The sequence below is a fragment of the Stutzerimonas kunmingensis genome (assembly GCF_032106285.1).
Taxonomy (GTDB): Bacteria; Pseudomonadota; Gammaproteobacteria; order Pseudomonadales; family Pseudomonadaceae; genus Stutzerimonas; species Stutzerimonas kunmingensis_B.
The window spans coordinates 93,225-115,876 of the sequence record NZ_DAMCPO010000003.1 but is presented as its reverse complement, the minus strand read 5'-3'; the positions used below and the strand labels follow the sequence as shown (position 1 = coordinate 115,876).

The following is a 22,652-nucleotide window of genomic DNA, read 5'->3' as shown; positions in this document are numbered from 1 at the left end:
GATGAATCCCCCTCGAAAAAGTGGCGCCACTCTAGCATAGGGCCGCGGGGTCGCCGACGGCCGCCGTTCTCATTTTTCCCGCCAGAACCGACGTTCCGCACGCTGTATCTCCGCCACCGAGAAATCGCCGAGATCGATGCGGATCGCGCCGTGCAAGGCGGTGTCGTAAATGTCGATCGCGGACGCTTCGAGGCGAGCGGTCACAGTCGAATGAGGATGACCGAAAGCGTTGTGCAGGCTGCGCGAGATCAGCGCGGCGCTCGGTTCCACCGCTCGCAGGAATGGCTCCGACGATGAGCTGCGGCTGCCGTGATGAGGCAATAGCAACCACTGCGCCTTTACGTCCTGTCCGCTGAGCAGCAAAGCCTGCTCCGCGGCCTGATCGATATCGCCGGTAAGCAGCACCCGTTCGCCATTGGCCTCGACCAGCAGAACGCATGACGTCTGATTGCTTTCCCGGGCCGCCTGCCATTGCCAGAGACTGAAACGCACGCCGTTCCACCGCCACTCGGCACCGTTTTCACAGGGCTTGGCATTCAGATCGGTCGCATGTCGTTGCGGCTCCCCACTGACGGTCCGCGCGACCGGAAGCAGTCGACGGATCGCCTGAGCGCCACCGGAATGATCGTTATCCGCATGGCTCAGCAGCAGTATGTCCAGCCTCTTCACGCCCAGGCTTCGCAGCGACGGGAACACGACACGCTCGCCGGTATCGAAATCACCCTGTCTCGGTCCCGCATCGTAGAGCAACGCGTGCTCCCGGGTCCGCACCAGTACCGAAAGCCCCTGCCCCACATCCAGCACCGAGACCTGCGCCCGTCCTTCGGCTACTTCGGAATACGGGGGATACACCAACGGCGCCAGGAGCACCAGTCCGAGCGCACGCACCGGCACACCTGACGGCAATAACATCAACAGCACACCCAGCCCAATCATCAGCAAGGCCCAGATGGGTATACCGACCGCCAGCCAGGCGGGTTGCCAGGTAGCCATGGCGGACAGCAGCTCGAACAGCAGCGCCAGCGAGGTGCCGACCAACCAGAGTAGCGTCTCGCCGATAGCGCCCAACGGCAGAAGCAACGTACCGAGCAGCGCGAAGGGAACGGTGAGGCTTACCCAGGGTACGGCAATCAGATTGGCCAAAGGCCCGCTGGCGCTGACCGGCAGTCCCAGCGTCAGTAACAGAGGCAGCAGGCCGAGGGAAGCTGCCCATTGGGCGCGCGTCAGCGTCGCCCACCACTTCCATCGGCCGAGCCGACCGGAGAACGCCAGCGCGAGCACCGCAACGGCCCCGAATGAGAGCCAAAACCCCGGCTGCAACGAGACCAGGGGATCGACCAGCAGGACACCATTCAGCGCCAGCAACAGCGGCTGCCAGACACCCAGATGACGAAAGCGCAAGCGCCAGAGCAGGACCACGGCGACCATGAGACACGCACGACGCACCGGCACATCGAACCCCGCGAGCCATCCATAGGAAAGCGCACCAGCGAGAGCCAACGCGCATGCGCATGGAAGCCAGGGCCAACGGCTGGGCCAGAAGCCCCATCGAGCTGCTAGCGCAACCAGTCCGTATAGCAAGCCAGCCAGCATGCCGATGTGCTGTCCGGATATGACCATCAGGTGCACCGTGCCGGTGTCCTGCAACACCTGCCAATCCTCACGACTCAGGCCGGAGTCATCACCGACCACCAGTGCCGCGATCGCGCCTTGTCGACCGGACGCGGAGACCTCCATCAGACGGAGCCTCAAGCGGTCGCGCCAACTATTCACGGAGTGCGGCGCGAAGAGGCGCTCTCCCGCCTTGACCGAACCGGTCGCGCCAATGCGACGAGCCAGCAACCAGGCTTCGTAGTCGAACGCATGCGGATTGACCAGGCCACGCGGACGTTTCAGTCGAGCCGCAAGCCGCCAGCGCTCGCCGGCCCGCACTTGCGGGCCGCCGTACCAGGACAGACGCACCTTCGACGGCAGCCCAGCATGCCTCGACTCGATATCCTCCAACTCGAAGCGCACGACATCGCCCGTGCTGGTGGGCAATCCACTGACCGTCCCCTGGATCCAGTATGTCCGGCCATCTTGCGAAACGGGCAGGCGATCATCAATGGCACTCTGGCACTGCCAGCATGCCCAGGCGAACCCGAGGAGAAGCAACCCGGACGACGCCCAGCGCCGACGCGAAAGCAGCAAGCCCCCCAGCACGCCAAGCACGCACAAAATCCAGAAAGAGGGCAACGCCGGTAAGAAACGGGGCAAGACGAGGCCTGCCGCGAGCGCCAACATCCATGTGCGCATGATTTTTCGACTCCTGGAATCCATTCCGGGACCGCTGTGGGCGGATGGTCAATTTGTCGCGGGTGTAGACCTAATGTCACAAAACTCCTGTCAGCGCCGCATCGCGATTCGAGGCATAATCGCCGGGCTGCAGCCTGCCAGAGAACCTTCATGCCGCGTCGCTTTTTCAAACGCTACATGCCGCACCCCGATCGCATCAAGACTAACAAGTCCCTGCGTTTTCTCGGCGCGCTGATTCACGATCCCAATCTCTGGCATCTCAATAGGCACTCGGTGGCGCGAGCCATGGCTATCGGCCTGTTTTGGGCGATGATTCCGATGCCCATGCAGATGCTCGCGGCGGCCGTCTGTGCACTTCCCGCGAGAGCCAATCTGCCCATCGCGGTAGGTTTGGTCTGGCTGACCAACCCGCTGACCATGCCTCCGGTGTTCTATTGCAATTACAAGGTCGGTACCTGGCTATTGGATACACCTGCCTCTGACATGCCGGCAGAATTGAGCCTGGCCTGGGTAAGTCACATGCTGCAGCACAACTGGCAGCCGCTGTATCTGGGCTCGCTGGTTTCGGGCGTCGTTTTCGCCATCCTCGGCTACGTTCTAACTCAGGCCTACTGGCGCTGGTGGGTCGGGCGCAGCTGGCGCCGGCGACAGAACGGCCGGCGCTAACGGCCATCACTCGTAGCGCAGTGCCTCGGCCGGCTGGGTCTGCGCGGCTCGCCATGCCGGATAGAGCGTAGCCAAGAAACTCAAGGTCAGCGCCGCGACCGATACCAGCACGACGTCCTCCAGACGCAGCTCCGATGGCAGGGTGCTGATGAAGTAGACGTCGGAACTAAAGATATGCTGGCCTGACACTTTTTCCAGCCAGGCCACCAGAGCACTTACGTTCAGCGCACCGAGTACGCCCAGGATCACGCCTATCACGGTGCCACTGAAGCCAATGATGCTGCCCTGAACCATGAAGATCGCCATGATCTGCCGTGGAGTCGCGCCAAGCGTGCGCAGAATCGCGATATCGGCTCGCTTGTCGGCAACGACCATGATCAGCGTCGCAATGATATTGAAGGCCGCCACCGCAACGATCAGCATCAACAACAGGCCAATCATGGTCTTTTCCATCTTCATCGCGCTGAATAGGCTGCCCTGCGTATAAGACCAGTCCTCCACGCGGTAGCCATCTCCGAGCATTTCAGCCACTTGCGCCGCCACCTCCGGCGCTCGATACAGGTCGCTCAGCTTAAGCCGCACGCCCTGCACCTGCTGCGGCGCCCAACGATGGATCTGCGCAGCATCGGCGCGGTGGATCATCCCCAGGCTGCCGTCCAGGTCGGCGCCCACTTTGAATACGCCAACCACATTCAGCCGCTGCATGCGAGGCGTGACTCCACCGGGCGAGGAGCTCACTTCCGGCACGATCAGTGTCAACTTGTCGCCCAGCTTCAGACCGAAGCGCCGGGCGGTCATCAAGCCGACGATGACGCCGAACTCACCCGGTTTCAGCGCATCCAGACTGCCTCCGACCAGGCGATCACCGATGATGGATACATCCGCCTCAGCCTGCGGATCGATACCGCTGATCTGAATCGGCTGCATGCTGCCCTTGAATGACAGCATGCCTTCGAGCTGGGTGACGGGTGCGCTGCCGACAATCTGAGGATGCGCCGACAGGCGCGACGCGACGGCCTGCCAGTCGTCCAATGGCTGATCACCGATGACGGTGGCGTGGGACACCATCCCGAGAATGCGCGAGCTCATCTCGCGCTGAAATCCGTTCATCACGGACAGGACCATGATCATCGCCAACACGCCAAGTGCCAGGCCGATCAGCGAGGTCAGGGAGATGAACGAGATGAAATGGTTGCGCCGCTTGGCACGGGTGTAGCGGCTGCCGATAAAGACACTCAGAGGCCTGAACATCATTCGACCACCAGACGTCCGTCTTCCAACCGCAGGATCTGATCCATCTGCGCGGCAAGCTGACGGTCATGGGTAACCACCAGGAAGGCGGTCTGCAACGACTTGCTGAGCTCCAGCATGAGGTCCTGGATGCCTTGCGCCGTGTGATGGTCAAGATTTCCGGTAGGTTCGTCGAGCAGTACCAGCGCCGGCTCGTTCACCAGCGCCCGTGCAATCGCCACACGCTGGCGTTCACCGCCCGAGAGCTCCGCCGGCTTGTGCTCGAGGCGATGCCCGAGTCCGACACGCGTCAACAGCGCAGCGGCCTTCTGCCGCGCTTCCGGGATCGGCGTCCGGCCGATCAGCAACGGCATGCAGACGTTCTCCAGTGCAGTGAATTCGGCGAGCAGGTGATGGAACTGGTAAACGAAGCCCAGCGCGCGGTTACGCAATAACCCGCGATCCTTTTCGTTGAGCGCCGAAAGCTCTTCACCGGCCAGCCAGACACTGCCCTCACTGGGCGTATCCAGCCCGCCAAGCAGGTTCAACAGGGTGCTCTTGCCCGAGCCGGAACTGCCGACGATGGCGACGCGCTGCCCCGGGAACAACTCGAGTTGCAGGCCGGACAGCACTTCCACCGACTCCGGACCCTGCTCATAGCGTTTGCCAAGATTGCGGCAGCTCAGCACCGCGTGCTTTTGCGAAGAAAGCTCGTTCATAACCTGTTCACTCATAACGTAGCGCCTCTGCCGGCTGGGTGCGCGCAGCGCGCCAGGCCGGATACAGGGTCGCGAGGAAACTCAGGACCAGCGCGGCAACACAGACCTGGATGACGTCGGCCGCCATCAGCCGTGACGGCAGATAGTCGATGAAATAGACGTCGGCGCTGAGAAACTTATGTCCGATCAGGCGTTCCAGGGCAGCGATCCAGCTGCTGACATTGACTGCCGCGAACATGCCCAGCAGCGCCCCGACCAAGGTGCCGACGACGCCGATCACCGTACCCTGGACCATGAATATCGCCATGATCTGTTTCGGCGTCGCGCCCAGCGTGCGAAGAATGGCGATATCGCCGCGCTTGTCGGTTACTACCATCACCAGCGTCGAAATGATGTTGAACGCCGCCACCGCCACGATCAGCAGCAACAACAGTCCGATCATGGCCTTCTCCATGCGAATCGCCTGGTACAGGTTGCCATGGGTGCGGGTCCAGTCACGGGAATAGAAATCATCGCCGAGCTGGCCGGCCAGCTCCCAGGCAATGCGGGGCGCCTGGAACAGGTCGTCGAAACGCAGACGAACTCCCTGGACCTGGTCCGGCTTCCAGCGCTGCAGCCGTGCTATGTCAGCGATGTTCGCCAGCGCAACGTAGCCATCGATCTCGCCGGCTCCGACATGAAAGATTCCGGTCACGGTAAAACGCTTCATGCGCGGGAACACCCCAGCTGGAGTCACGATGACTTCGGGCGCCACGAAGGTGATCTTGTCCCCCACGCCGACACCGAGCTTGGTCGCAGCCTTGTCACCGATGACGATGCCGAACTCGCCTGCGGCGAGATCGTCCAGCGAACCCTCGCGGAAAAACTGATCGATGATCGAAACCCGCCGTTCAGCCTCGGGGTCCACTGCGTTGATCAGGATTTTGGTCACCTGCCCCTGATGGGTCAGCAACCCCTGGCTTTGAATGAAAGGTGCCGTCGCCGCGACCTGGGAGTGCCCTTTGAGGCGCTTCCCAAGTGTCTGCCAGTCGCCAATTGGCGTCGGGCTTTCGATCGTCGCATGCGGCACCATGCCCAACACGCGGGTACGCATCTCGTGATCAAAGCCGTTCATCACGGAAAGCACGACGATCATCACCAGCACACCCAGGGCGAGCCCGATCATGGATGTCAGGGAGATGAAGGAGACGAAGAGGCTACGACGTCTGGCGCGGGTGTAACGCGCGCCGATAAAGACGGACAGCGGTCTGAACATAAGATCGACGGGTTCGCTGGCGGGGGAAGAAACAACATGCAGCTGACGTCACCGCGGGGCCTGATACACTCTGGCCATTACTGCATCCGGGGTATCGCCATGCCGACACAAGACACTGAAGAACGCCGCGAATACTACCGTATCGAGGATCGTGTGGCACTGGAAATCATCCCGGCCGGCCAAGGCCAGGAGGCCGACGCAGCGCCCCTACCGCCGCTTTTCAGCCTGCTCGGCGAGCTGCACCAACTTGATTTCGAAGCGCAGCATTTGTTGCGGCAGATTGCCGAGAGCAATCGCACGCTGGCCAATTACCTGAAGGTGCAGAACAAACGAATCGAACTCCTGGGCCAGGCACTGGCGCAGGATCTGCTGAAGGATCAGGGCGCACCGCAGCCGGTGATATTGTCCGAAGGCGGTATCAGCTTCGCCAGCGAGCAGCCCAAGGCTGAAGGAGAGGGGCTCACACTGAAGCTGATTCTGCTGCCCCAGGGGCTTGGCCTTGTGCTGGCCGCGCGGGTTATCTACTGCACGCCGATGGATGACGGGCGTTACGATATCGGCACAGAGTTCGAAGCGTTGACTGATGCACAGCGACAGTTGCTCGCACGACATATCCTGCAGAAACAGGCGCTGGAGCGGCGCCTGGCCCTGGAAAGCCTGCAAGGAGATTGACCGATGCGCCGCCTGGCGACTCTGCTGCTCGTACTGACATTCAGTCCCCCCCTGTTCGCCGAAGACATTCGGATACCTGTTGGCCAACAAGGCCTGCCGGAAATGACCATGCCGAGTCGTGGCGACTCGAAGAACCAGGTTCTGGACCGCTTCGGCCTGGCCGATGAAGAGCGACCCGCCGTCGGCCAGCCGCCGATCACCCGCTGGGATTACCGGGAGTTTTCCGTGTACTTCGAAGGCGACCGGGTGATCAACAGCGTGCGCCATCATCAACGCACCCCATCATCACCTAAGGAAGACTTGCAACCGTGACACTCATCTACGGCCATCGCGGCGCCAAGGGCGAAGCGCCAGAAAACACCCTGGTGAGCTTCGAGCAATGCCTCCAGCACGGCGTGCGCCGCTGCGAGCTGGATCTGCATCTTTCCCGCGACGGCGAATTGATGGTCATCCACGACCCGACACTCAAGCGCACCACCGGTCGCCGGGGAAAAGTCGTGCAACATGATGCCGACGAGCTTGTGAACTACGACGCCCGGGAAGGCGGACCTGGCTGGAAGACACCCTGCCCTATTCCGAGGCTGAGCGAGCTGTTCGAAAAATGCGATTTCGAGCACTGGCAGCTTGAGGTCAAGAGTGCTTCCCGGGTGCGCGCCGCGCGTACGGTCATGGCAATCAAGGAGCTGGCCGAACAGCATCGGTTGCTCGATCGCATCACCGTCACGTCGAGTTCTCGTGAAGTCCTGCGTGCGCTGAACCGGCTGGCGCCGGAGATATCACGCGGGCTGGTAGCCGAGTACACCTGGCTAGACCCACTGAAGGTCGCCCGTCAATATGGCTGCAGCCTGCTGGCATTAAAGTGGACGCTGTGCACCCCGGAGCGTCTGGAAAAAGCGCGTAAACAGGGCCTGCATGTATCGGTGTGGACAGTCAATGAACCAGCCTTGATGCGCCGCCTGGCCGACTTCGGCGTCGACAGCCTGATCACCGACTACCCCAGCCTGGCTGTCAGTACGCTATCGCGATCCTGACAGCCAACACCGCGGCACGATCCGGCAGCGCAGGCCGCTGCCGGATTCGCCCTCACCTGATCAGAAGCTCTCCCGGTTAGGCCAATGCCAATCACGAGAGTCGCCGCCCTCTCCAGCCGCCTCAGGCCAGCGGCCGGAGCTTCTCAAAAAAGCCGGTTGAGCCCGTCGAACGCAGCGACGCGGTAGGCTTCGGCCATTGTCGGGTAGTTGAAGGTGGTGTTGACGAAGTACTTGATGCTGTTCGCCGGCCCCTTCTGGTTCATGATCGCCTGGCCAATGTGCACGATCTCCGAAGCCTGATAACCGAAGCAGTGCACACCGAGCACTTCCAGCGTTTCGCGGTGGAAGAGAATCTTCAGCATGCCCACTGGCTCGAACGAAATCTGCGCCCGCGCCATGCTTTTGAAGAACGCCTTGCCGACTTCATAGGGAATCTTCGCCTGGGTCAGTTCGCGCTCATTCTTGCCGATCGAGCTGATCTCGGGAATGGTGTAGATACCGGTCGGTACGTCATCGACGAAACGCCAGGAGTCATTCTCGACGATGCTGCCCGCTGCCGAACGGCCTTGGTCATAAGCGGCACTGGCCAGCGACGGCCAACCGATCACATCGCCGGCAGCGTAGATATTGCCGATCTCGGTGCGGTAGTGCTCATCAACCTGGACCTGACCACGACTGTTGGCCTTGAGCCCGATGTTCTCCAGCCCGAGCTTGTCGGTATTGCCGGTACGTCCGTTGCTCCAGAGGAATGCGTCTGCCTTGATCTTCTTGCCCGACTTGAGATGCAGGATGACGCCGTTCTCCAGCCCCTCGACCCGCTCGTACTCTTCGTTGTGGCGAATCAGCACGTTGTTGTTGCGCAGGTGATAGCTGAGCGCATCGGAAATCTCGTCATCGAGGAAGCTGAGCAGCTGCTCGCGGTTGTCGATCAGGTCGACCAGCACGCCCAGACCGCTGAAGATCGATGCATATTCGCAACCGATGACGCCGGCCCCGTAGATGATCATCCGGCGCGGCGTGTGACTGAGAGTAAGAATGGTGTCGCTGTCGTAGATACGCGGGTGATTGAAGTCGATATCAGCCGGTCGATACGGGCGCGAGCCGGTGGCGATGACGAACTGGCTGGCAACCAGCTTTTCCACCATGCCATTGAGGCAGACCACTTCGACGCTCTGCTCATCGGAGAAGCTGGCAGTCCCGAAGAAGGTATCGATGCGGTTACGCGCGTAGTAACTCGTGCGGGAAGTGACCTGCTTGCTGATGACCTTCTCGGCACTCTTCAGCACGTCCGGAAAGGAGAACCACCGTGGTTCGCCGATCTGGCGGAACAGCGGGTTGGTGTTGTACTGCATGATCTGCCGTACCGAATGGCGCAAGGCCTTGGACGGGATGGTGCCCAGGTGTGTGCAGTTGCCCCCAACCAGCGGACGGTTATCTACCACGGCGACCTTGCGTCCCGCCTTGACGGCATTTATTGCCGCGCCCTCCCCGGCCGGACCGGAACCCAATACCACCAAATCGTAGTTATAGACCGCCATATACACTCCTGAAAACGCAGCGGGAGACGCCGCTGCTGTCAACGAATTCGCCGATGTCCAAAGACGCAAACCAGCCACTTCTTTCAAGCTCTGCGCGCGCCGTGCCCGTCAGCGAGCCCGGCCAGGCAAGTCCGCTCAGGGCTGCCTGGACGCGCAAAGGTTCACATCAACGCTTGGTGGCGTCGTAGGCGAGATCGGCGTTACCCGCGTTCTTCGCCTCGTTCACTTCTTCGCACTTCTCGCGGCTACCGCCACAGATGGAGCACTCCTTCTCGATGCCCAGATTGGCGATACCCCCGCAGGAACCCGCGATGGGCTTGCGTCCCATGATCACGCCGATGGCCATGCCGAATACCACAAGCAGCATCACCAGAAAAACCAGTAACCAAGTCATTGCTCTACTCCCGCACCGAACAGCTCGTCAAAAGCCTTGGTGCTCGTTGTTACGAAGCCTTGCCCCTCGCGCACGACGAAGAACGCGGCGATCGCATTACGCTCTGCCAGTGCCAGCCCCCGCTCGGGGCCGAGCACCATCAACGCGGTAGACAACCCGTCAGCACGCAAAGTCGATTTATCGATGACCGTCACCGCAGCGAGGTGATGCTCGATCGGTCTGCCGCTTTGCGGGTCCAGGGTATGTGAATAACGCCGGCCGTCCTGCTCGAAATAGTTTCGATAGTCGCCGGAGGTGGATACGCCCAGACCATCGAGCTCGACGATCTTCTGCGCAACCCGCTGGTCATCCCTGGGCGCTTCAATGGCTATGCGCCACGGAGAATCATCGGGCTTGCGGCCCTCAGCCCTGAGCTCGCCAGTGATCTCAACGAGGTAACTCTTTACGCCGAGCGCCTTCAAACGATCGACAACGCGATCAACCGCATAACCGGCAGCGATGCTGTTGAAGTCCAGCTGCAGCGCCACCGTCTTGCACAACTGATCGCCATCGATACGTAGATGCCGATGGCCGGTCAACGCCCGCGCCGCCTCGATATCCGCCGCGGATGGAACCTGATCGGCACGACCTTGCGGACCGAAGCCCCAAAGGTTCAGCAATGGCTCGAGTGTAAGATCGAACGCGCCATCGCTGTCGGCCGATAGCTGATCGCCCGCTGCGACCAATTCGCGCACCGTATCCGGCATCGGCTCGCAGCTACCAGCCGGCAGCGCATTGAAGCGCTCGACGTCGGAATCACTACGGTAGGTGGACAGCTGTTTGTCGATGTCGCCGAGAATGGCCTCGACTTCACCGTGCAGCTCCTCCCTGGAGGGGACGTCGCCGCTGTTTACGTACTTGACGGTATAGGTACTGCCCATCGTTGGGCCGCTGATGACCTCGACCCTGTCCTGAAACAGACAGCCCGTCAGGGCTGCCGCGAGAGCGACAGCGATGACGGGCCGGAGGTACACGACAGCATGGAGAGCCTGCAGTGACGCTCGGGTCATGCTAGCCGCCGAAGTCGTCGAGCAGAATATTCTCCGGCTCGACGCCGAGGTCGGTGAGCATCTTGATCACCGATGCGTTCATCATGGGCGGGCCGCACATGTAGAACTCGCAATCTTCCGGAGCCGGATGATCCTTCAGATAGTTCTCGTACAGCACGTTATGGATAAAGCCGGTCGGGCCATCCCAGTTATCTTCCGGCAGCGGATCGGACAGGGCCAGATGCCATTGGAAGTTCGGATTCTCCGCCTGCAACTGGTCGTACTCTTCCACGTAGAAGGCCTCGCGCATGGAGCGCGCGCCATACCAGAAGCTCATCTTGCGCTTGGACTTCAGGCGCTTGAGCTGGTCGAAGATGTGCGAGCGCATCGGTGCCATCCCCGCACCACCGCCGATGAAGACCATCTCGGCGTCGGTGTCCTTGGCGAAGAACTCGCCGAACGGTCCGTAAACGGTGATCTTGTCGCCCGGCTTCAGGCTGAAGACATAGGATGACATCTTGCCCGGCGGAATATCGTCACGGCCTGGCGGCGGTGAGGCGATACGGATGTTGAACTTCACCAGGCCACGCTCTTCCGGATAGTTCGCCATGGAGTAGGCGCGAATAACGGTCTCGTCGCACTTCGACACGTACTTCCACTGGTCGAACTTGTCCCAGTCGCCGCGATACTCTTCCTGAATGTCGAAGTCCCGGTAACGCACTTCATGCGGCGGGCACTCGAGCTGCACATAACCACCAGCGCGGAAGTCGACGTTCTCGCCTTCCGGCAGCTTGAGTGTCAGTTCCTTGATGAAGGTCGCGACGTTGGGGTTGGACTCGACGGTGCATTCCCACTTCTTCACGCCGAAGACTTCTTCCGGCACTTCGATCTTCATGTCCGCCTTGACCGGAGTCTGGCAGGACAGGCGCCAGCCCTCGCCCGCCTCACGACGGGTGAAGTGCGACTCCTCGGTAGGCAGCATCTCGCCACCACCGCTCTCGACGATGCACTTGCACTGCGCGCAGGTACCGCCGCCACCACAGGCTGACGAGAGGAAGATGTTGTTGGCGGCCAGGGTCTGCAGCAACTTGCCACCGGCGGGCACGGTAATCGTACGCTCACCGTTGATTTCGATTGACACGTCACCGCTGGATACCAGCTTGGCGCGTGCAGCCAGGATGATCACCACCAGCGCAAGCACGATGGCGGTGAACATACCGATGGCGAGGAAAATTTCGTAACTCATCAGTTCGTTCCGTCCTTACAGCTGTACGCCAGAGAAAGACATGAAGCCCAGCGACATCAGTCCGATGGTGATGAAGGTGATACCCAACCCCTGCAACCCATCCGGAACATCGCTGTATTTCAGTTTCTCGCGAATACCGGCCAGCAAAGCAATGGCCAGCGCCCAGGATGCGCCGGAGCCGAACCCGTAGACGACACTCTCGCCCAGGTTGTAGTCACGCTCGACCATGAACAAAGTGCCGCCCATGATGGCGCAGTTCACGGTGATCAGCGGCAGGAATACGCCCAGTGCGTTGTAGAGGCTAGGTACGTACTTATCCAGCAGCATTTCCAAGATTTGCACAATGGCCGCGATCACGCCGATATAGCTGAGCAGACCGAGAAAGCTCAGGTCCACATCTGGCAATCCTGCCCAGGACAACGCACCGGCTTTCAGCAGGTAGGTGTAGATCAGGTTGTTGGCAGGCACGGTAATGGCCTGCACCACGATGACCGCGATACCCAGGCCGATGGCGGTTTCCACCTTTTTGGAAATCGCGATGAAGGTACACATGCCGAGGAAGAACGCCAGCGCCATGTTCTCGATGAACACCGCACGGACGAACAAGCTGATGTAGTGCTCCATTAGTAAGCCTCCTTGTTCGAGACTTGCGGCGCCATCTTGAAGGCAGGCTTCTCGACCTGTTCCTTCTTCCAGGTGCGAATGCCCCAGATGAACAGACCGATCAGGAAGAACGCCGAAGGTGGCAGCAGCAGCAAGCCGTTGGGCTGATACCAACCACCGTCGTTCACAACTGGAATAATGGTGTAACCCATCAGCTTGCCAGCTCCGAACAGTTCGCGAACGATGCCGAGCGCAATGAGCATGGCGCTGTAGCCCAGACCGTTGCCGATACCGTCGAAGAACGACAGCATTGGCGGGTTCTGCATGGCGAAGGCTTCCGCACGTCCCATCACGATACAGTTGGTGATGATCAGACCGACGAACACCGACAACTGCTTGGACAACGAGAAGGCATAGGCCTTGAGGATCTGATCAACCACGATCACCAGCGAGGCGATGATCACCATCTGCACGATCATGCGGATCGAGTTGGGGATCTGACTGCGGATCATCGAGATGAACAGGTTGGAGAACGCCGTGACCAGCGTCAGCGCCACTGACATCACCAGCGCCGTGTTCAGGTTGGACGTGACCGCCAGCGCCGAGCAGATTCCGAGAATCTGCAGGCCAATGGGGTTGTTATTGAAGATCGGATTGAGCAGAACTTCTTTGACAGTGGGTTGCGACATGATCAAGCCTCCCCAGCGCGCAGATTAGCGATAAATGGACCGAAGCCGTTCTCGCCCAACCAGAAGTGCAACAGCGAATTGACACCGTTGCTGGTCAGGGTCGCACCGGCCAGGGCATCGACCTGGTGGTCGGCTTTCGGGCTCTGAGGGTCGACACCGCCCTTGACGATCTGCACCGCCAGTTTGCCGTTGTCGTCGTACAGTTCCTTGCCGGGCCACATGCCGCGCCACTTCGGATTGTCGACCTCACCGCCAAGGCCCGGGGTTTCACCGTGCTGATAGAAGCCGAAGCCGGCAACGGTATTCAAGTCACCCTCGACTGCCATGAAGCCATAGAGCGTCGACCAGAGACCGTAGCCACGAACCGGCAGGATCAGCGTATCGATCTCGCCCTCGCCCTGCCCTTCGACGATATAAACGGTGCTGTAACGCTCGCGACGTTTGATCGAGGCAATATCCTGCTCCCCAGGCAGCGCCTGGGACAGCGCAGGGTCCTTGGCAGCGGCGAGCGGATCGAAGGTCTTGGCTTCGAATTCATCGCTGAACTTGCCGGTTTCCAGATCGACCAGACGGGCGACGATGCGCTCGTTGAACAACTGCTTGACCTGATTACCGGACATGCCCGCCTCGCCCAGACCGGCGATCGCCAGGATGCTGCGCTGCTTGTCCAGCAGACGGTTTTCCTGCTGAGTCGGGCGAAGCGCCACGGCGGCGCCAGCCACGAAGATGGAGCACACCAGGCAGACCAACAGGGCTACCGTCAGCGTGCGAACGGTGGATTCTTTCTGACTAGACATTACGTGCCAGCCTCCGCTTGATATTGGCCTGAATGACGAAATGGTCAATCAGCGGCGCACACAGGTTGGCGAACAGGATCGCCAGCATCATGCCTTCCGGGAAGGCGGGGTTGACCACACGGATCAGCACGACCATCACACCGATCAGCATGCCGAACACCCACTTGCCGGTATTGGTCATGGAGGCCGACACCGGGTCAGTCGCCATGAAGATCATGCCGAAGGCGAAGCCACCGACGACCATGTGCCAGTACCAGGGCATGCCGAACAGCGGGTTGGTGTCGGAACCGATCAGGTTGAACAGGAAGCTCAGACCAATCATGCCGAGCATCACACCGGAAACGATGCGCCAGGAGGCAATCTTGCTACCGATCAGGATAACGCCGCCGATAAAGATCGCCAGCGTGCTGGTTTCACCGATCGAGCCATGAATGGTACCGACGAAGGCGTCCATCCAGGTGATGCCGTTGTCGATCACGTTTTCGATACCGCCGACGAAGCCGAGGCTCAGCGCAGTTGCGCCGGCATAGCCATCGACCGCAGTCCAGACGCCGTCACCGGACATCTGTGCCGGGTAGGCAAAGAACAGGAACGCCCGCGCAGTAAGCGCCGGGTTCAGGAAGTTCTTGCCGGTACCACCGAAGATTTCCTTGCCGATTACCACGCCGAAGCTGATACCCAGCGCGACCTGCCACAGCGGAATGCTCGGCGGCAGGATCAGGGCAAACAGCACGGATGTAACGAAGAAGCCCTCGTTGACCTCGTGCTTGCGGATCGAAGCGAACAGCACTTCCCAGAACCCACCGACGATGAAGGTCACCGCGTAGATCGGAAGGAAGTAGGCTGCGCCCTGGATGAAGTTATCCCAGAGACTGTTCGGATCGAAGCCCGCCAGTGCGCCGATCAGACCGAAGCGCCAGCCTTCTTGAGCTGCGAGCAGATCAGGGCTCTGCGCGAAGATCAGGTTGGCCTGGTAGCCGGTGTTCCACATGCCGAAGAACATCGCCGGGAAGGTACACATCCAGACGGTGATCATCATGCGCTTGAGGTCGATGCCGTCGCGCACGTGGGCCGTGGTCTTGGTGACGCTGCCGGGACGATAGAGGAAAGTGTCGGCCGCTTCGTAAAGCGCGTACCACTTCTCGTACTTGCCGCCTTTTTCGAAATGATGCTCGATCTTGTCGAGGAATGCGCGAATGCCCATGCCTTAACCCTCCTTCTCGATGCGGGTCAGATTGTCCCGCAGGATCGGGCCGTATTCGTATTTCCCGGCACAGACATAGCTGCACAGCGCCAGATCTTCTTCATCCAGCTCCAGGCAACCGAGTTTCTGCGCCACTTCGGTGTCACCCACGATCAGTGCACGCAGCAACTGGGTCGGCAGGACGTCCAGCGGCATGACCTCTTCGTAGTTACCTACCGGCACCATCGCCCGTGGGCTGCCGTTGGTGGAGGTAGAGAAGGCGAACTTCTTGCCGGCCATCAGCTTGGAGATATAGATGTTGAGGATCGAATGCTTGTCGACGCCCGGGCGCATGTAATGGAGCATTTCGCGCTCCTTGCCCTCACGCAGGCAGGAAACCTGCTGGTGGTAGCGACCAAGGTAGGCGAACGCACCATGGGCGGTACGACCACCCAGCAGCGAGCCGGAAACGACGCGATTGGCTCCGGGTTGCAACTCACCAGCGGTCAGTTCGTCGAGGTTGGCACCGAGACGGGCACGTACCAGACGTGGCTGCTCGACCACCGGGCCGGCCAGTGCGACAACGCGCTCCACCGACAAACGCCCACTGGTGAACAGCTTGCCCACGGCAATCACGTCCTGATAACCGATGGTCCAGACGCTTTTGCTGGCGCTTACCGGGTCAAGGAAATGGATGTGGGTACCAGCCAGCCCGGCAGGATGCGGACCGTTGAAGCTTTCGACCTGAACCTTGGCCAGGGACTCGCCTGGCAACGAGGCATTTGGCGCCTTGCACAGGAACACCTTGGCCAGATTAGTCAGGACCTTGAGTCCGGCTTCAAAGGCTTCAGGCTGTTCAGCGATGATGATCGCCGGATCGGCTGCCAGCGGATGCGTGTCGATCGCGGTCACGAAAATCGAGGCAGGCGTGGCATCGACGGCCGGCACCTTGCTGAACGGGCGCGTGCGCAGCGCGGTCCACAGGCCTGACTGCTGCAGGTTTTCACGCACCTGCTCGCCGCTCAGACCATCCAGCTGGGCTGGCGAATAGCTCGTGAAGGTGACCTCTTCATCGCCCTCGAGGTCGATGACCACCGATTGCAGCACGCGCTTTTCGCCGCGGTGAACTGCACTGACGACACCGGCGCCGGGCGCGGTGTAATGCACGCCTTCGGACTTCTTGTCGGAAAAAAGGATCTGCCCCAGCTTAACCCGATCACCGACCTGAACAGCCATGGTTGGCTTCATGGTCGGATAGTCGAAGCCGACGACGGCGACGCTGCGCACGGGCCTGCCGGCCTCGATACGCTGCGCCGGCGCACCGGCTATGGGCAAATCAAGCCCTCGTTTTATATTGATCATCGGTTTGCCTAACCACTGATTTTAGAAAGCTTTTTTTGCAGGCCCAGCGGCATGGCGCAAAGTAGGATTGCGCCGCGCGCGCCAATACGTTATTGACGCGACACCATGTCGCGGACCCAGGTAAAAAATCCGCCCGATTATAGAGGTCGCGGACCTTGACTGACCACCCAAGCATTGCGGATTTTTGACTCGAAACAAGAGAAGCAAAATTAGCGATGCACGAAATCGAGCCGACGGCTCGGCCGCTCAACCCCGGCAGCTCGCGCCATTACTACCGCCCAGAAACGCGAAACGGGAGCCGAGGCTCCCGTTTCGATTTCACCGTCCGCAGCGTTTAGCGCGGGAAGGCTGGCGGGTTAACCCCTGCCATGTCTTCCATCACCCGCACGACCTGACAGCTGTAGCCGAACTCGTTGTCGTACCAGACGTAAAGCACGACACGGTTGTCGTTGCAAATGGTCGCTTCGGCATCCACCACGCCGGCATGGCGCGATCCGACGAAATCAGTGGATACAACTTCCTGCGAGTTGACGAAGTCGATCTGTTTCTGCAGATCCGAGTGCATGGCCATCTGGCGCAGGTACTCGTTGATCTCTTCGCGACTGGTGGCCTTCTCCAGGTTCAGGTTGAGAATTGCCATGGACACGTTCGGCGTAGGGACGCGGATCGCGTTGCCGGTCAGCTTGCCTTTGAGCACCGGCAGCGCCTTGGCTGCAGCGGTGGCGGCACCCGTTTCGGTGATCACCATGTTCAGCGCAGCGCTGCGACCACGACGACTGCCCTTGTGGAAGTTGTCGATCAGGTTCTGGTCGTTGGTGTACGAATGCACCGTTTCCACGTGACCGTTGACGATGCCGTACTGATCGTTCACCGCCTTGAGCACCGGCACGATGGCATTGGTGGTGCAGGATGCGGCGGAGATGATCTTGTCATCGGCGGTGATGTCGCCATGGTTGATGCCATGCACGATGTTCTTCAGCTCACCCTTGCCCGGCGCGGTCAATACGACGCGAGCAACACCCGGGCACTTGAGGTGCTGACCCAGGCCTTCGGCGTCACGCCACTTGCCAGTGTTGTCGACCAGCAGCGCGTTCTCGATGCCGTACTGGGTGTAATCCACCGAGGACGGATCGTTGGAGTAGATCACCTGAATCAGGTTGCCGTTGGCGGTGATGGTGCTGTTCTCTTCGTCGATGGTGATGGTGCCATCGAAAGGACCATGCACCGAGTCGCGACGCAGCAGGCTGGCACGCTTGACCAGATCGTTGTCCGCGCCCTTGCGCACGACGATGGCGCGCAGGCGCAGGCCGTCGCCACCACCGGTTTTCTCGATCAGGATACGCGCCAGCAGACGGCCGATACGGCCGAAACCGTAGAGAACCACGTCAGTGCCTTTGTGACCAGCTGCGGCGTGACGCTTGTCGGCCACCTCAGCCAGCTCTTCACGGACGAACTGCTCAAGATTGCGACCGTTGCCCACTTCCTTGTACTTGGCGACCAGCTTGCCCAGGTCCACCGAAGCGGCGCCCAGGTTCATTTCGCTCATCGTCTTGAGGATCTGGAAGGTGTCGTGCACCGACAGCTCGGTTTCGTCGGCGATGCGGTGACGGGCGAAACGGTGTGCCTTGAGGATGGCGATAACCGAACGATTGATCAGGCCACGGCCGTAGATCGAAGTCACCACGTTGTTGTTGCGATACAGCTGACCAATCAGCGGAATCATCGCTTCGGCGAGCGCTTCGCGGTCAATCCATTCACCAAGACACTGGTCGGGCTTCTGAGTCACGGGCAGTTCCTTCCAACATGTAGGGGCTGAGAAAAGGGGCTACATTATGACGGCGCACCCTAGCGCCGGCAATCTGCAGCGGACGAAACACTGACAGCCTACCGCCTCGATAGTTACAATCCCGGCGGCCTATTTTTTGATCGGAGCCACGCCCACTCGTGTCCGTCTTGCGCCTTCCCCCCCTGCCTGCCGCCAGCGGCAAGCAACATTGGGGCAATCTTCCAGGAGCTGCGCTAAGCCTGGCGATTGCCGAAGCAGCCAGCAACGCCAAACGCTTCACGCTCCTGCTCACTGCCGACAGCCAAAGCGCCGAGCGCCTGCAGGAAGAACTCGCCTTCTTCGCGCCACAGCTGGCGGTATTGCATTTTCCTGACTGGGAAACGCTGCCCTACGACATCTTCTCGCCGCACCAGGACATCGTCTCCCAGCGCATTGCCGCCCTCTACCAGCTACCGGAGCTGAGCCACGGCGTGCTGGTAGTGCCAATCACTACCGCTCTACACAGGCTGGCGCCAAAGCGCTTCCTGCTGGGTTCGAGCCTGGCGCTGGACGTCGGGCAGAAGCTGGATGTGGAGCAGATGCGCCTGCGCCTGGAAGCAGCCGGCTATCGCTGCGTGGATACCGTGTACGAGCACGGCGAGTTCGCCGTGCGCGGCGCGTTGATCGACCTGTTCCCCATGGGCAGCCCCCTGCCCTACCGCATCGACCTGTTCGATGACGAGATAGAGACGCTGCGCACCTTCGATCCGGAGAACCAGCGCTCGATCGACAAGGTCGAGTCGATCCGCCTGTTGCCAGCACGCGAGTTCCCCCTGAAGAAGGAGGCAGTCACCGGCTTCCGCGCGCGTTTTCGCGAGCGTTTCGACGTCGACTTCCGCCGCTGCCCGATCTACCAGGATCTCTCCACCGGTATCACCCCGGCGGGCATCGAGTACTACCTGCCGCTGTTCTATGAAGAAACCGCGACGTTGTTCGATTACCTGCCCGAAGACAGCCAGGTGTTCTCCCTGCCCGGCATCGAGCAGGCCGCCGAGCAGTTCTGGAGCGACGTTCGCAATCGCTACGAAGAACGCCGCGTCGACCCCGAGCGACCGCTGCTGCCGCCGGCCGAACTGTTCATGCCGGTGGAAGACTGCTTCGCTCGGCTCAAGCTCTGGCCGCGTGTGGTCGCCAGCCAACAGGATGTCGAGCCTGGCATCGGCCGCGAACGCTTCACCGCGCAGGCCCTGCCGGAACTGGCAATCGAGGCCAAGGCGAGCGAACCGCTGGGCAAGCTGCGGCGCTTCCTCGACGAATATGCCGGGCGTGTGCTGTTTACTGCCGAATCAGCCGGCCGCCGCGAAGTATTGCTGGAGCTGCTCGCCCGTCTAAAGCTGCGCCCGCAAGAAGTCGAAGGCTGGGAGGAATTCCTCGCCAGCCAGGAGCGTCTGGCGATCACCATCGCCCCGCTCGACGAAGGCCTGCAACTGGACGACGTCGCACTGGTCGCGGAAAGCCCGCTGTTCGGTCAGCGCGTCATGCAGCGCCGGCGACGCGAGAAGAGCCGCGACGGTGGCGAGAACGTCATCAAGAACCTCACCGAGCTGCGCGAAGGCTCGCCGGTGGTGCACATCGATCACGGTGTCGGTCGCTACCAGGGCCTGGTCACTCTGGAGATCGAAGGCCAGGCGCAGGAATTCCTGCTGCTGCAGTACGCCGAGGATGCCAAGCTCTACGTACCGGTCGCCAGCCTGCACCTGATCGCCCGCTATACAGGCAGCGACGACGCGCTCGCGCCACTGCACCGGCTCGGTTCGGAAACCTGGCAGAAGGCCAAGCGCAAGGCGGCCGAGCAGGTGCGCGATGTCGCGGCCGAGCTGCTGGATATTTACGCCCGCCGCGCCGCACGCGAGGGTTATGCCTTCAAGGACCCGCAGGTCGACTACGAAACGTTCGCCGCAGGCTTTCCGTTCGAAGAAACGCCCGATCAGCAGGCCGCCATCGACGCGGTACGCGAGGACCTGCTGTCGGCCAAGCCGATGGATCGTCTGGTCTGTGGTGACGTCGGCTTTGGCAAGACCGAGGTGGCCATGCGCGCCGCCTTCATCGCCGTCCATGGCGGCCGGCAGGTTGGCGTACTGGTGCCGACCACCCTGCTCGCTCAGCAGCACTACAACAGCTTCCGCGACCGCTTCGCCGACTGGCCGGTGCGGGTCGAGGTGATGAGCCGCTTCAAATCCGCCAAGGAAGTGCAGAGCGCCATCGCCGAGCTGGCCGAGGGCAAGATCGACATTCTCATCGGCACCCACAAGCTGCTGCAGGATGACGTCAAGTTCAGCAACCTGGGCTTGGTCATCATCGACGAGGAACACCGTTTCGGCGTGCGCCAGAAGGAACAGCTCAAGGCATTGCGCAGTGAAGTGGACATTCTCACGCTGACCGCCACGCCGATTCCACGCACGCTGAACATGTCCATCGCCGGCATGCGCGACCTGTCGATCATCGCCACGCCGCCGGCGCGCCGGCTGTCGGTTCGCACCTTCGTCATGGAACAGCAGAACACCGTGATCAAGGAGGCGCTGCTGCGCGAGCTGTTGCGCGGCGGCCAGGTCTATTACCTGCATAACGATGTGAAGACCATCGAAAAATGCGCCGCCGACCTGCAGGCACTGGTGCCGGAGGCACGCGTCGCGATCGGCCACGGGCAAATGCGCGAGCGTGACCTCGAACAGGTCATGAGCGACTTCTACCACAAGCGTTTCAACGTGCTGGTGGCCTCGACCATTATCGAAACCGGCATCGACGTGCCCAGCGCCAACACCATCATCATCGAGCGCGCCGACAAGTTCGGCCTGGCGCAGCTGCACCAGCTGCGTGGCCGGGTAGGCCGCAGCCATCACCAGGCCTATGCCTATCTGCTGACCCCGACCCGCAAGGCAATGACCGATGACGCGCAGAAGCGCCTGGAGGCCATCGCCAATGCCCAGGACCTCGGTGCAGGCTTTGTCCTCGCCACCCACGACCTGGAAATCCGCGGCGCCGGCGAGCTGCTCGGCGAGGGCCAGAGCGGGCAGATCCAGGCGGTTGGCTTCACCCTTTATATGGAAATGCTCGAGCGCGCGGTCAAGGCGATCCGCAAGGGCGAGCAGCCGAATCTGGAGCAGCCGCTCGGCGGCGGGCCGGAAATCAACCTGCGCCTGGCAGCCCTGATCCCGGAAGACTACCTGCCGGATGTGCATGCCCGCCTGATCCTCTACAAGCGCATTGCCAATGCGGCCGACGAAGACGGGCTGAAAGAACTGCAGGTGGAGATGATCGACCGCTTCGGCCTGCTACCGGAACCGACGAAGAACCTGGTGCGCCTGACACTGCTCAAGCTGCAGGCGGAAAAGCTCGGCATTACCAAGATCGACGCAGGCCCGCAGGGTGGGCGCATCGAGTTCTCGGCCGACACCTCGGTCGACCCGATGGTGCTGATCAAGCTGATCCAGAGCCAGCCGAATCGCTACAAGTTCGAAGGCGCCACGCTGTTCAAATTCCAGGTGCCGATGGAACGCCCGGAGGAACGCTTCAATACGCTGGAAGCGCTGCTTGAGCGGCTGGCGCCCAATGAGCAAGGATCGTAGATGCCACTTCGCTATCTGGTCTTGCTGCTGACGCTGCTGGCGCCTCAGGCTCACGCCGAGGCGCTATATCGCGTCGAGCTGATCCTGTTTCGCCACGCCCCGCCACTGGAAGCCAGCCAGCACGCGCCCTACGACTGGGCCGATAGTGCGCAGGTGCTGGACAGGCGCGCCGAACGCCAGCCAGCCCTCGAGCATGTCGCCGCCAGGCTTACGCCGGACCAGGGCTACCAGGTACTGTTGCAACGGGCCTGGCAGCAAGCAGTCAGCGAAGATGCGCCGACCATTGCACTGCACCAGGGGCAACGCCATTTCGAGCACTACCCGATTCAGGGTCTGCTGAGGGTCAGACCTGGGCGCTATATGCAGACTGACATGACCTTCTGGGTGAACCGCTTCGGCGAGTACGGCCAGTTGCTCGCCAGCGAGCGCCTGGCGCAGCGGGTTCGCCTGGTCCCTGGCCGTCTTACCTACATCGACCATGACAGCCTCGGGCTGCTGATCGAACTGAAACCACTATGAGCATTTCGCGCCGATATCCGGCCCACAGCCGGCT

Annotated in this window: 20 protein-coding genes; 6 read left to right on the top strand and 14 right to left on the bottom strand. The window is 61.1% G+C overall.

Annotation, left to right across the window (positions count from 1 at the left end):
* Positions 1-69: 69 nt before the first annotated feature.
* Positions 70-2,295 carry a DNA internalization-related competence protein ComEC/Rec2 gene (locus RT582_RS03700; protein ID WP_313476574.1) on the bottom strand — a complete coding sequence of 742 codons (2,226 nt, stop codon included), beginning with the start codon at positions 2,293-2,295 and terminating at the stop codon, positions 70-72.
* A gap of 150 nt (positions 2,296-2,445) precedes the next feature.
* Between RT582_RS03700 and RT582_RS03695 the strand changes: the two genes are divergently transcribed.
* Entirely contained in the window at positions 2,446-2,961 is a 516-nt protein-coding gene (locus tag RT582_RS03695; protein ID WP_003299644.1) for a DUF2062 domain-containing protein, read from the top strand.
* Positions 2,962-2,967: 6 nt separating this feature from the next.
* Here RT582_RS03695 and RT582_RS03690 read toward each other — a convergent pair whose 3' ends face one another.
* From RT582_RS03690 to RT582_RS03680, 3 genes are read right to left on the bottom strand one after another with little or no spacing between them, the layout of a single operon-like run.
* Positions 2,968-4,212 carry a lipoprotein-releasing ABC transporter permease subunit gene (locus tag RT582_RS03690; RefSeq protein WP_221104088.1) on the bottom strand — a complete coding sequence of 415 codons (1,245 nt, stop codon included), beginning with the start codon at positions 4,210-4,212 and terminating at the stop codon, positions 2,968-2,970.
* Complete coding sequence (lolD, locus tag RT582_RS03685; protein ID WP_003299646.1) at positions 4,212-4,910, bottom strand: lipoprotein-releasing ABC transporter ATP-binding protein LolD; 699 nt, start codon at positions 4,908-4,910, stop codon at positions 4,212-4,214. The genes RT582_RS03690 and lolD overlap by 1 nt, the downstream gene beginning before the upstream one ends.
* A 7-nt stretch (positions 4,911-4,917) precedes the next feature.
* Positions 4,918-6,165 (bottom strand): lipoprotein-releasing ABC transporter permease subunit, encoded by a 1,248-nt coding sequence (locus RT582_RS03680; protein ID WP_044316181.1) that lies wholly within the window; start codon positions 6,163-6,165, stop codon positions 4,918-4,920.
* Positions 6,166-6,201: 36 nt separating this feature from the next.
* On the opposite strand from RT582_RS03680, the gene RT582_RS03675 reads away from it, so the two are divergent.
* From RT582_RS03675 to RT582_RS03665, 3 genes are read left to right on the top strand one after another with little or no spacing between them, the layout of a single operon-like run.
* On the top strand, positions 6,202-6,837 hold the full coding sequence (locus tag RT582_RS03675; protein ID WP_080950566.1) for a PilZ domain-containing protein: 636 nt from the start codon (positions 6,202-6,204) through the stop codon (positions 6,835-6,837).
* A gap of 3 nt (positions 6,838-6,840) precedes the next feature.
* The gene (locus RT582_RS03670) at positions 6,841-7,149 is read left to right on the top strand and encodes a phosphodiesterase (RefSeq protein WP_221103932.1); all 309 of its coding nucleotides are present in this window, start codon (positions 6,841-6,843) and stop codon (positions 7,147-7,149) included.
* Positions 7,146-7,868 carry a glycerophosphodiester phosphodiesterase gene (locus RT582_RS03665; protein ID WP_003299650.1) on the top strand — a complete coding sequence of 241 codons (723 nt, stop codon included), beginning with the start codon at positions 7,146-7,148 and terminating at the stop codon, positions 7,866-7,868. Before RT582_RS03670 ends, RT582_RS03665 begins: the two co-directional genes overlap by 4 nt.
* A gap of 143 nt (positions 7,869-8,011) precedes the next feature.
* On the opposite strand, the gene sthA is transcribed toward RT582_RS03665, so the two are convergent.
* The 10 genes from sthA to RT582_RS03615 form a co-directional block, all read right to left on the bottom strand.
* Positions 8,012-9,406, bottom strand: a complete 1,395-nt coding sequence (sthA, locus tag RT582_RS03660) for a Si-specific NAD(P)(+) transhydrogenase (RefSeq protein ID WP_003299651.1) — start codon at positions 9,404-9,406, stop codon at positions 8,012-8,014.
* 166 nt (positions 9,407-9,572) lie between these two features.
* Positions 9,573-9,800, bottom strand: a complete 228-nt coding sequence (nqrM, locus tag RT582_RS03655; protein WP_003283705.1) for a (Na+)-NQR maturation NqrM — start codon at positions 9,798-9,800, stop codon at positions 9,573-9,575.
* The gene (locus tag RT582_RS03650; RefSeq protein ID WP_313476653.1) at positions 9,797-10,720 is read right to left on the bottom strand and encodes an FAD:protein FMN transferase; all 924 of its coding nucleotides are present in this window, start codon (positions 10,718-10,720) and stop codon (positions 9,797-9,799) included. The genes nqrM and RT582_RS03650 overlap by 4 nt, the downstream gene beginning before the upstream one ends.
* 130 nt (positions 10,721-10,850) lie before the next feature.
* Positions 10,851-12,077: an NADH:ubiquinone reductase (Na(+)-transporting) subunit F gene (nqrF, locus tag RT582_RS03645; RefSeq protein WP_172602804.1), complete on the bottom strand. Its 1,227-nt coding sequence runs from the start codon at positions 12,075-12,077 to the stop codon at positions 10,851-10,853.
* A 12-nt stretch (positions 12,078-12,089) separates the two neighbouring features.
* Positions 12,090-12,698, bottom strand: a complete 609-nt coding sequence (gene nqrE / locus RT582_RS03640) for an NADH:ubiquinone reductase (Na(+)-transporting) subunit E (protein WP_003283709.1) — start codon at positions 12,696-12,698, stop codon at positions 12,090-12,092.
* Positions 12,698-13,372: an NADH:ubiquinone reductase (Na(+)-transporting) subunit D gene (locus RT582_RS03635; RefSeq protein ID WP_173425604.1), complete on the bottom strand. Its 675-nt coding sequence runs from the start codon at positions 13,370-13,372 to the stop codon at positions 12,698-12,700. Before RT582_RS03635 ends, nqrE begins: the two co-directional genes overlap by 1 nt.
* Entirely contained in the window at positions 13,369-14,163 is a 795-nt protein-coding gene (locus RT582_RS03630) for a Na(+)-translocating NADH-quinone reductase subunit C (RefSeq protein WP_014820917.1), read from the bottom strand. The genes RT582_RS03635 and RT582_RS03630 overlap by 4 nt, the downstream gene beginning before the upstream one ends.
* Positions 14,156-15,367: an NADH:ubiquinone reductase (Na(+)-transporting) subunit B gene (locus RT582_RS03625; protein WP_312727787.1), complete on the bottom strand. Its 1,212-nt coding sequence runs from the start codon at positions 15,365-15,367 to the stop codon at positions 14,156-14,158. Before RT582_RS03625 ends, RT582_RS03630 begins: the two co-directional genes overlap by 8 nt.
* A 3-nt stretch (positions 15,368-15,370) precedes the next feature.
* Entirely contained in the window at positions 15,371-16,708 is a 1,338-nt protein-coding gene (locus tag RT582_RS03620) for a Na(+)-translocating NADH-quinone reductase subunit A (RefSeq protein WP_003299658.1), read from the bottom strand.
* Between the two features lie 334 nt (positions 16,709-17,042).
* Entirely contained in the window at positions 17,043-18,494 is a 1,452-nt protein-coding gene (locus RT582_RS03615; RefSeq protein ID WP_003299659.1) for a glyceraldehyde-3-phosphate dehydrogenase, read from the bottom strand.
* A gap of 158 nt (positions 18,495-18,652) precedes the next feature.
* Here RT582_RS03615 and mfd point away from each other — a divergent pair, with 158 nt between their 5' ends.
* Positions 18,653-22,099: a transcription-repair coupling factor gene (mfd, locus tag RT582_RS03610; protein WP_102832566.1), complete on the top strand. Its 3,447-nt coding sequence runs from the start codon at positions 18,653-18,655 to the stop codon at positions 22,097-22,099.
* A complete protein-coding gene (locus RT582_RS03605) occupies positions 22,100-22,618 on the top strand; it encodes a CsiV family protein (protein ID WP_023446741.1) in 519 nt (172 codons plus the stop codon). It abuts the gene before it with no gap.
* Positions 22,619-22,652 lie beyond the last annotated feature (34 nt).

What these genes read in the sequence shown, in the direction of transcription:
- RT582_RS03680 (WP_044316181.1), bottom strand. Translation starts at nt 6,165, where the DNA reads ATGTTCAGACCGCTGTCCGTCTTTATCGGCGCGCGTTACACCCGCGCC.
- RT582_RS03605 (WP_023446741.1), top strand. Translation starts at nt 22,100, where the DNA reads ATGCCACTTCGCTATCTGGTCTTGCTGCTGACGCTGCTGGCGCCTCAG.
- RT582_RS03675 (WP_080950566.1), top strand. Translation starts at nt 6,202, where the DNA reads ATGCAGCTGACGTCACCGCGGGGCCTGATACACTCTGGCCATTACTGC.
- RT582_RS03690 (WP_221104088.1), bottom strand. Translation starts at nt 4,212, where the DNA reads ATGTTCAGGCCTCTGAGTGTCTTTATCGGCAGCCGCTACACCCGTGCC.
- lolD (WP_003299646.1), bottom strand. Translation starts at nt 4,910, where the DNA reads ATGAACGAGCTTTCTTCGCAAAAGCACGCGGTGCTGAGCTGCCGCAAT.
- RT582_RS03695 (WP_003299644.1), top strand. Translation starts at nt 2,446, where the DNA reads ATGCCGCGTCGCTTTTTCAAACGCTACATGCCGCACCCCGATCGCATC.
- RT582_RS03620 (WP_003299658.1), bottom strand. Translation starts at nt 16,708, where the DNA reads ATGATCAATATAAAACGAGGGCTTGATTTGCCCATAGCCGGTGCGCCG.
- RT582_RS03670 (WP_221103932.1), top strand. Translation starts at nt 6,841, where the DNA reads ATGCGCCGCCTGGCGACTCTGCTGCTCGTACTGACATTCAGTCCCCCC.
- sthA (WP_003299651.1), bottom strand. Translation starts at nt 9,406, where the DNA reads ATGGCGGTCTATAACTACGATTTGGTGGTATTGGGTTCCGGTCCGGCC.
- RT582_RS03700 (WP_313476574.1), bottom strand. Translation starts at nt 2,295, where the DNA reads ATGCGCACATGGATGTTGGCGCTCGCGGCAGGCCTCGTCTTGCCCCGT.
- RT582_RS03625 (WP_312727787.1), bottom strand. Translation starts at nt 15,367, where the DNA reads ATGGGCATTCGCGCATTCCTCGACAAGATCGAGCATCATTTCGAAAAA.
- nqrM (WP_003283705.1), bottom strand. Translation starts at nt 9,800, where the DNA reads ATGACTTGGTTACTGGTTTTTCTGGTGATGCTGCTTGTGGTATTCGGC.
- RT582_RS03650 (WP_313476653.1), bottom strand. Translation starts at nt 10,720, where the DNA reads ATGGGCAGTACCTATACCGTCAAGTACGTAAACAGCGGCGACGTCCCC.
- RT582_RS03630 (WP_014820917.1), bottom strand. Translation starts at nt 14,163, where the DNA reads ATGTCTAGTCAGAAAGAATCCACCGTTCGCACGCTGACGGTAGCCCTG.
- nqrE (WP_003283709.1), bottom strand. Translation starts at nt 12,698, where the DNA reads ATGGAGCACTACATCAGCTTGTTCGTCCGTGCGGTGTTCATCGAGAAC.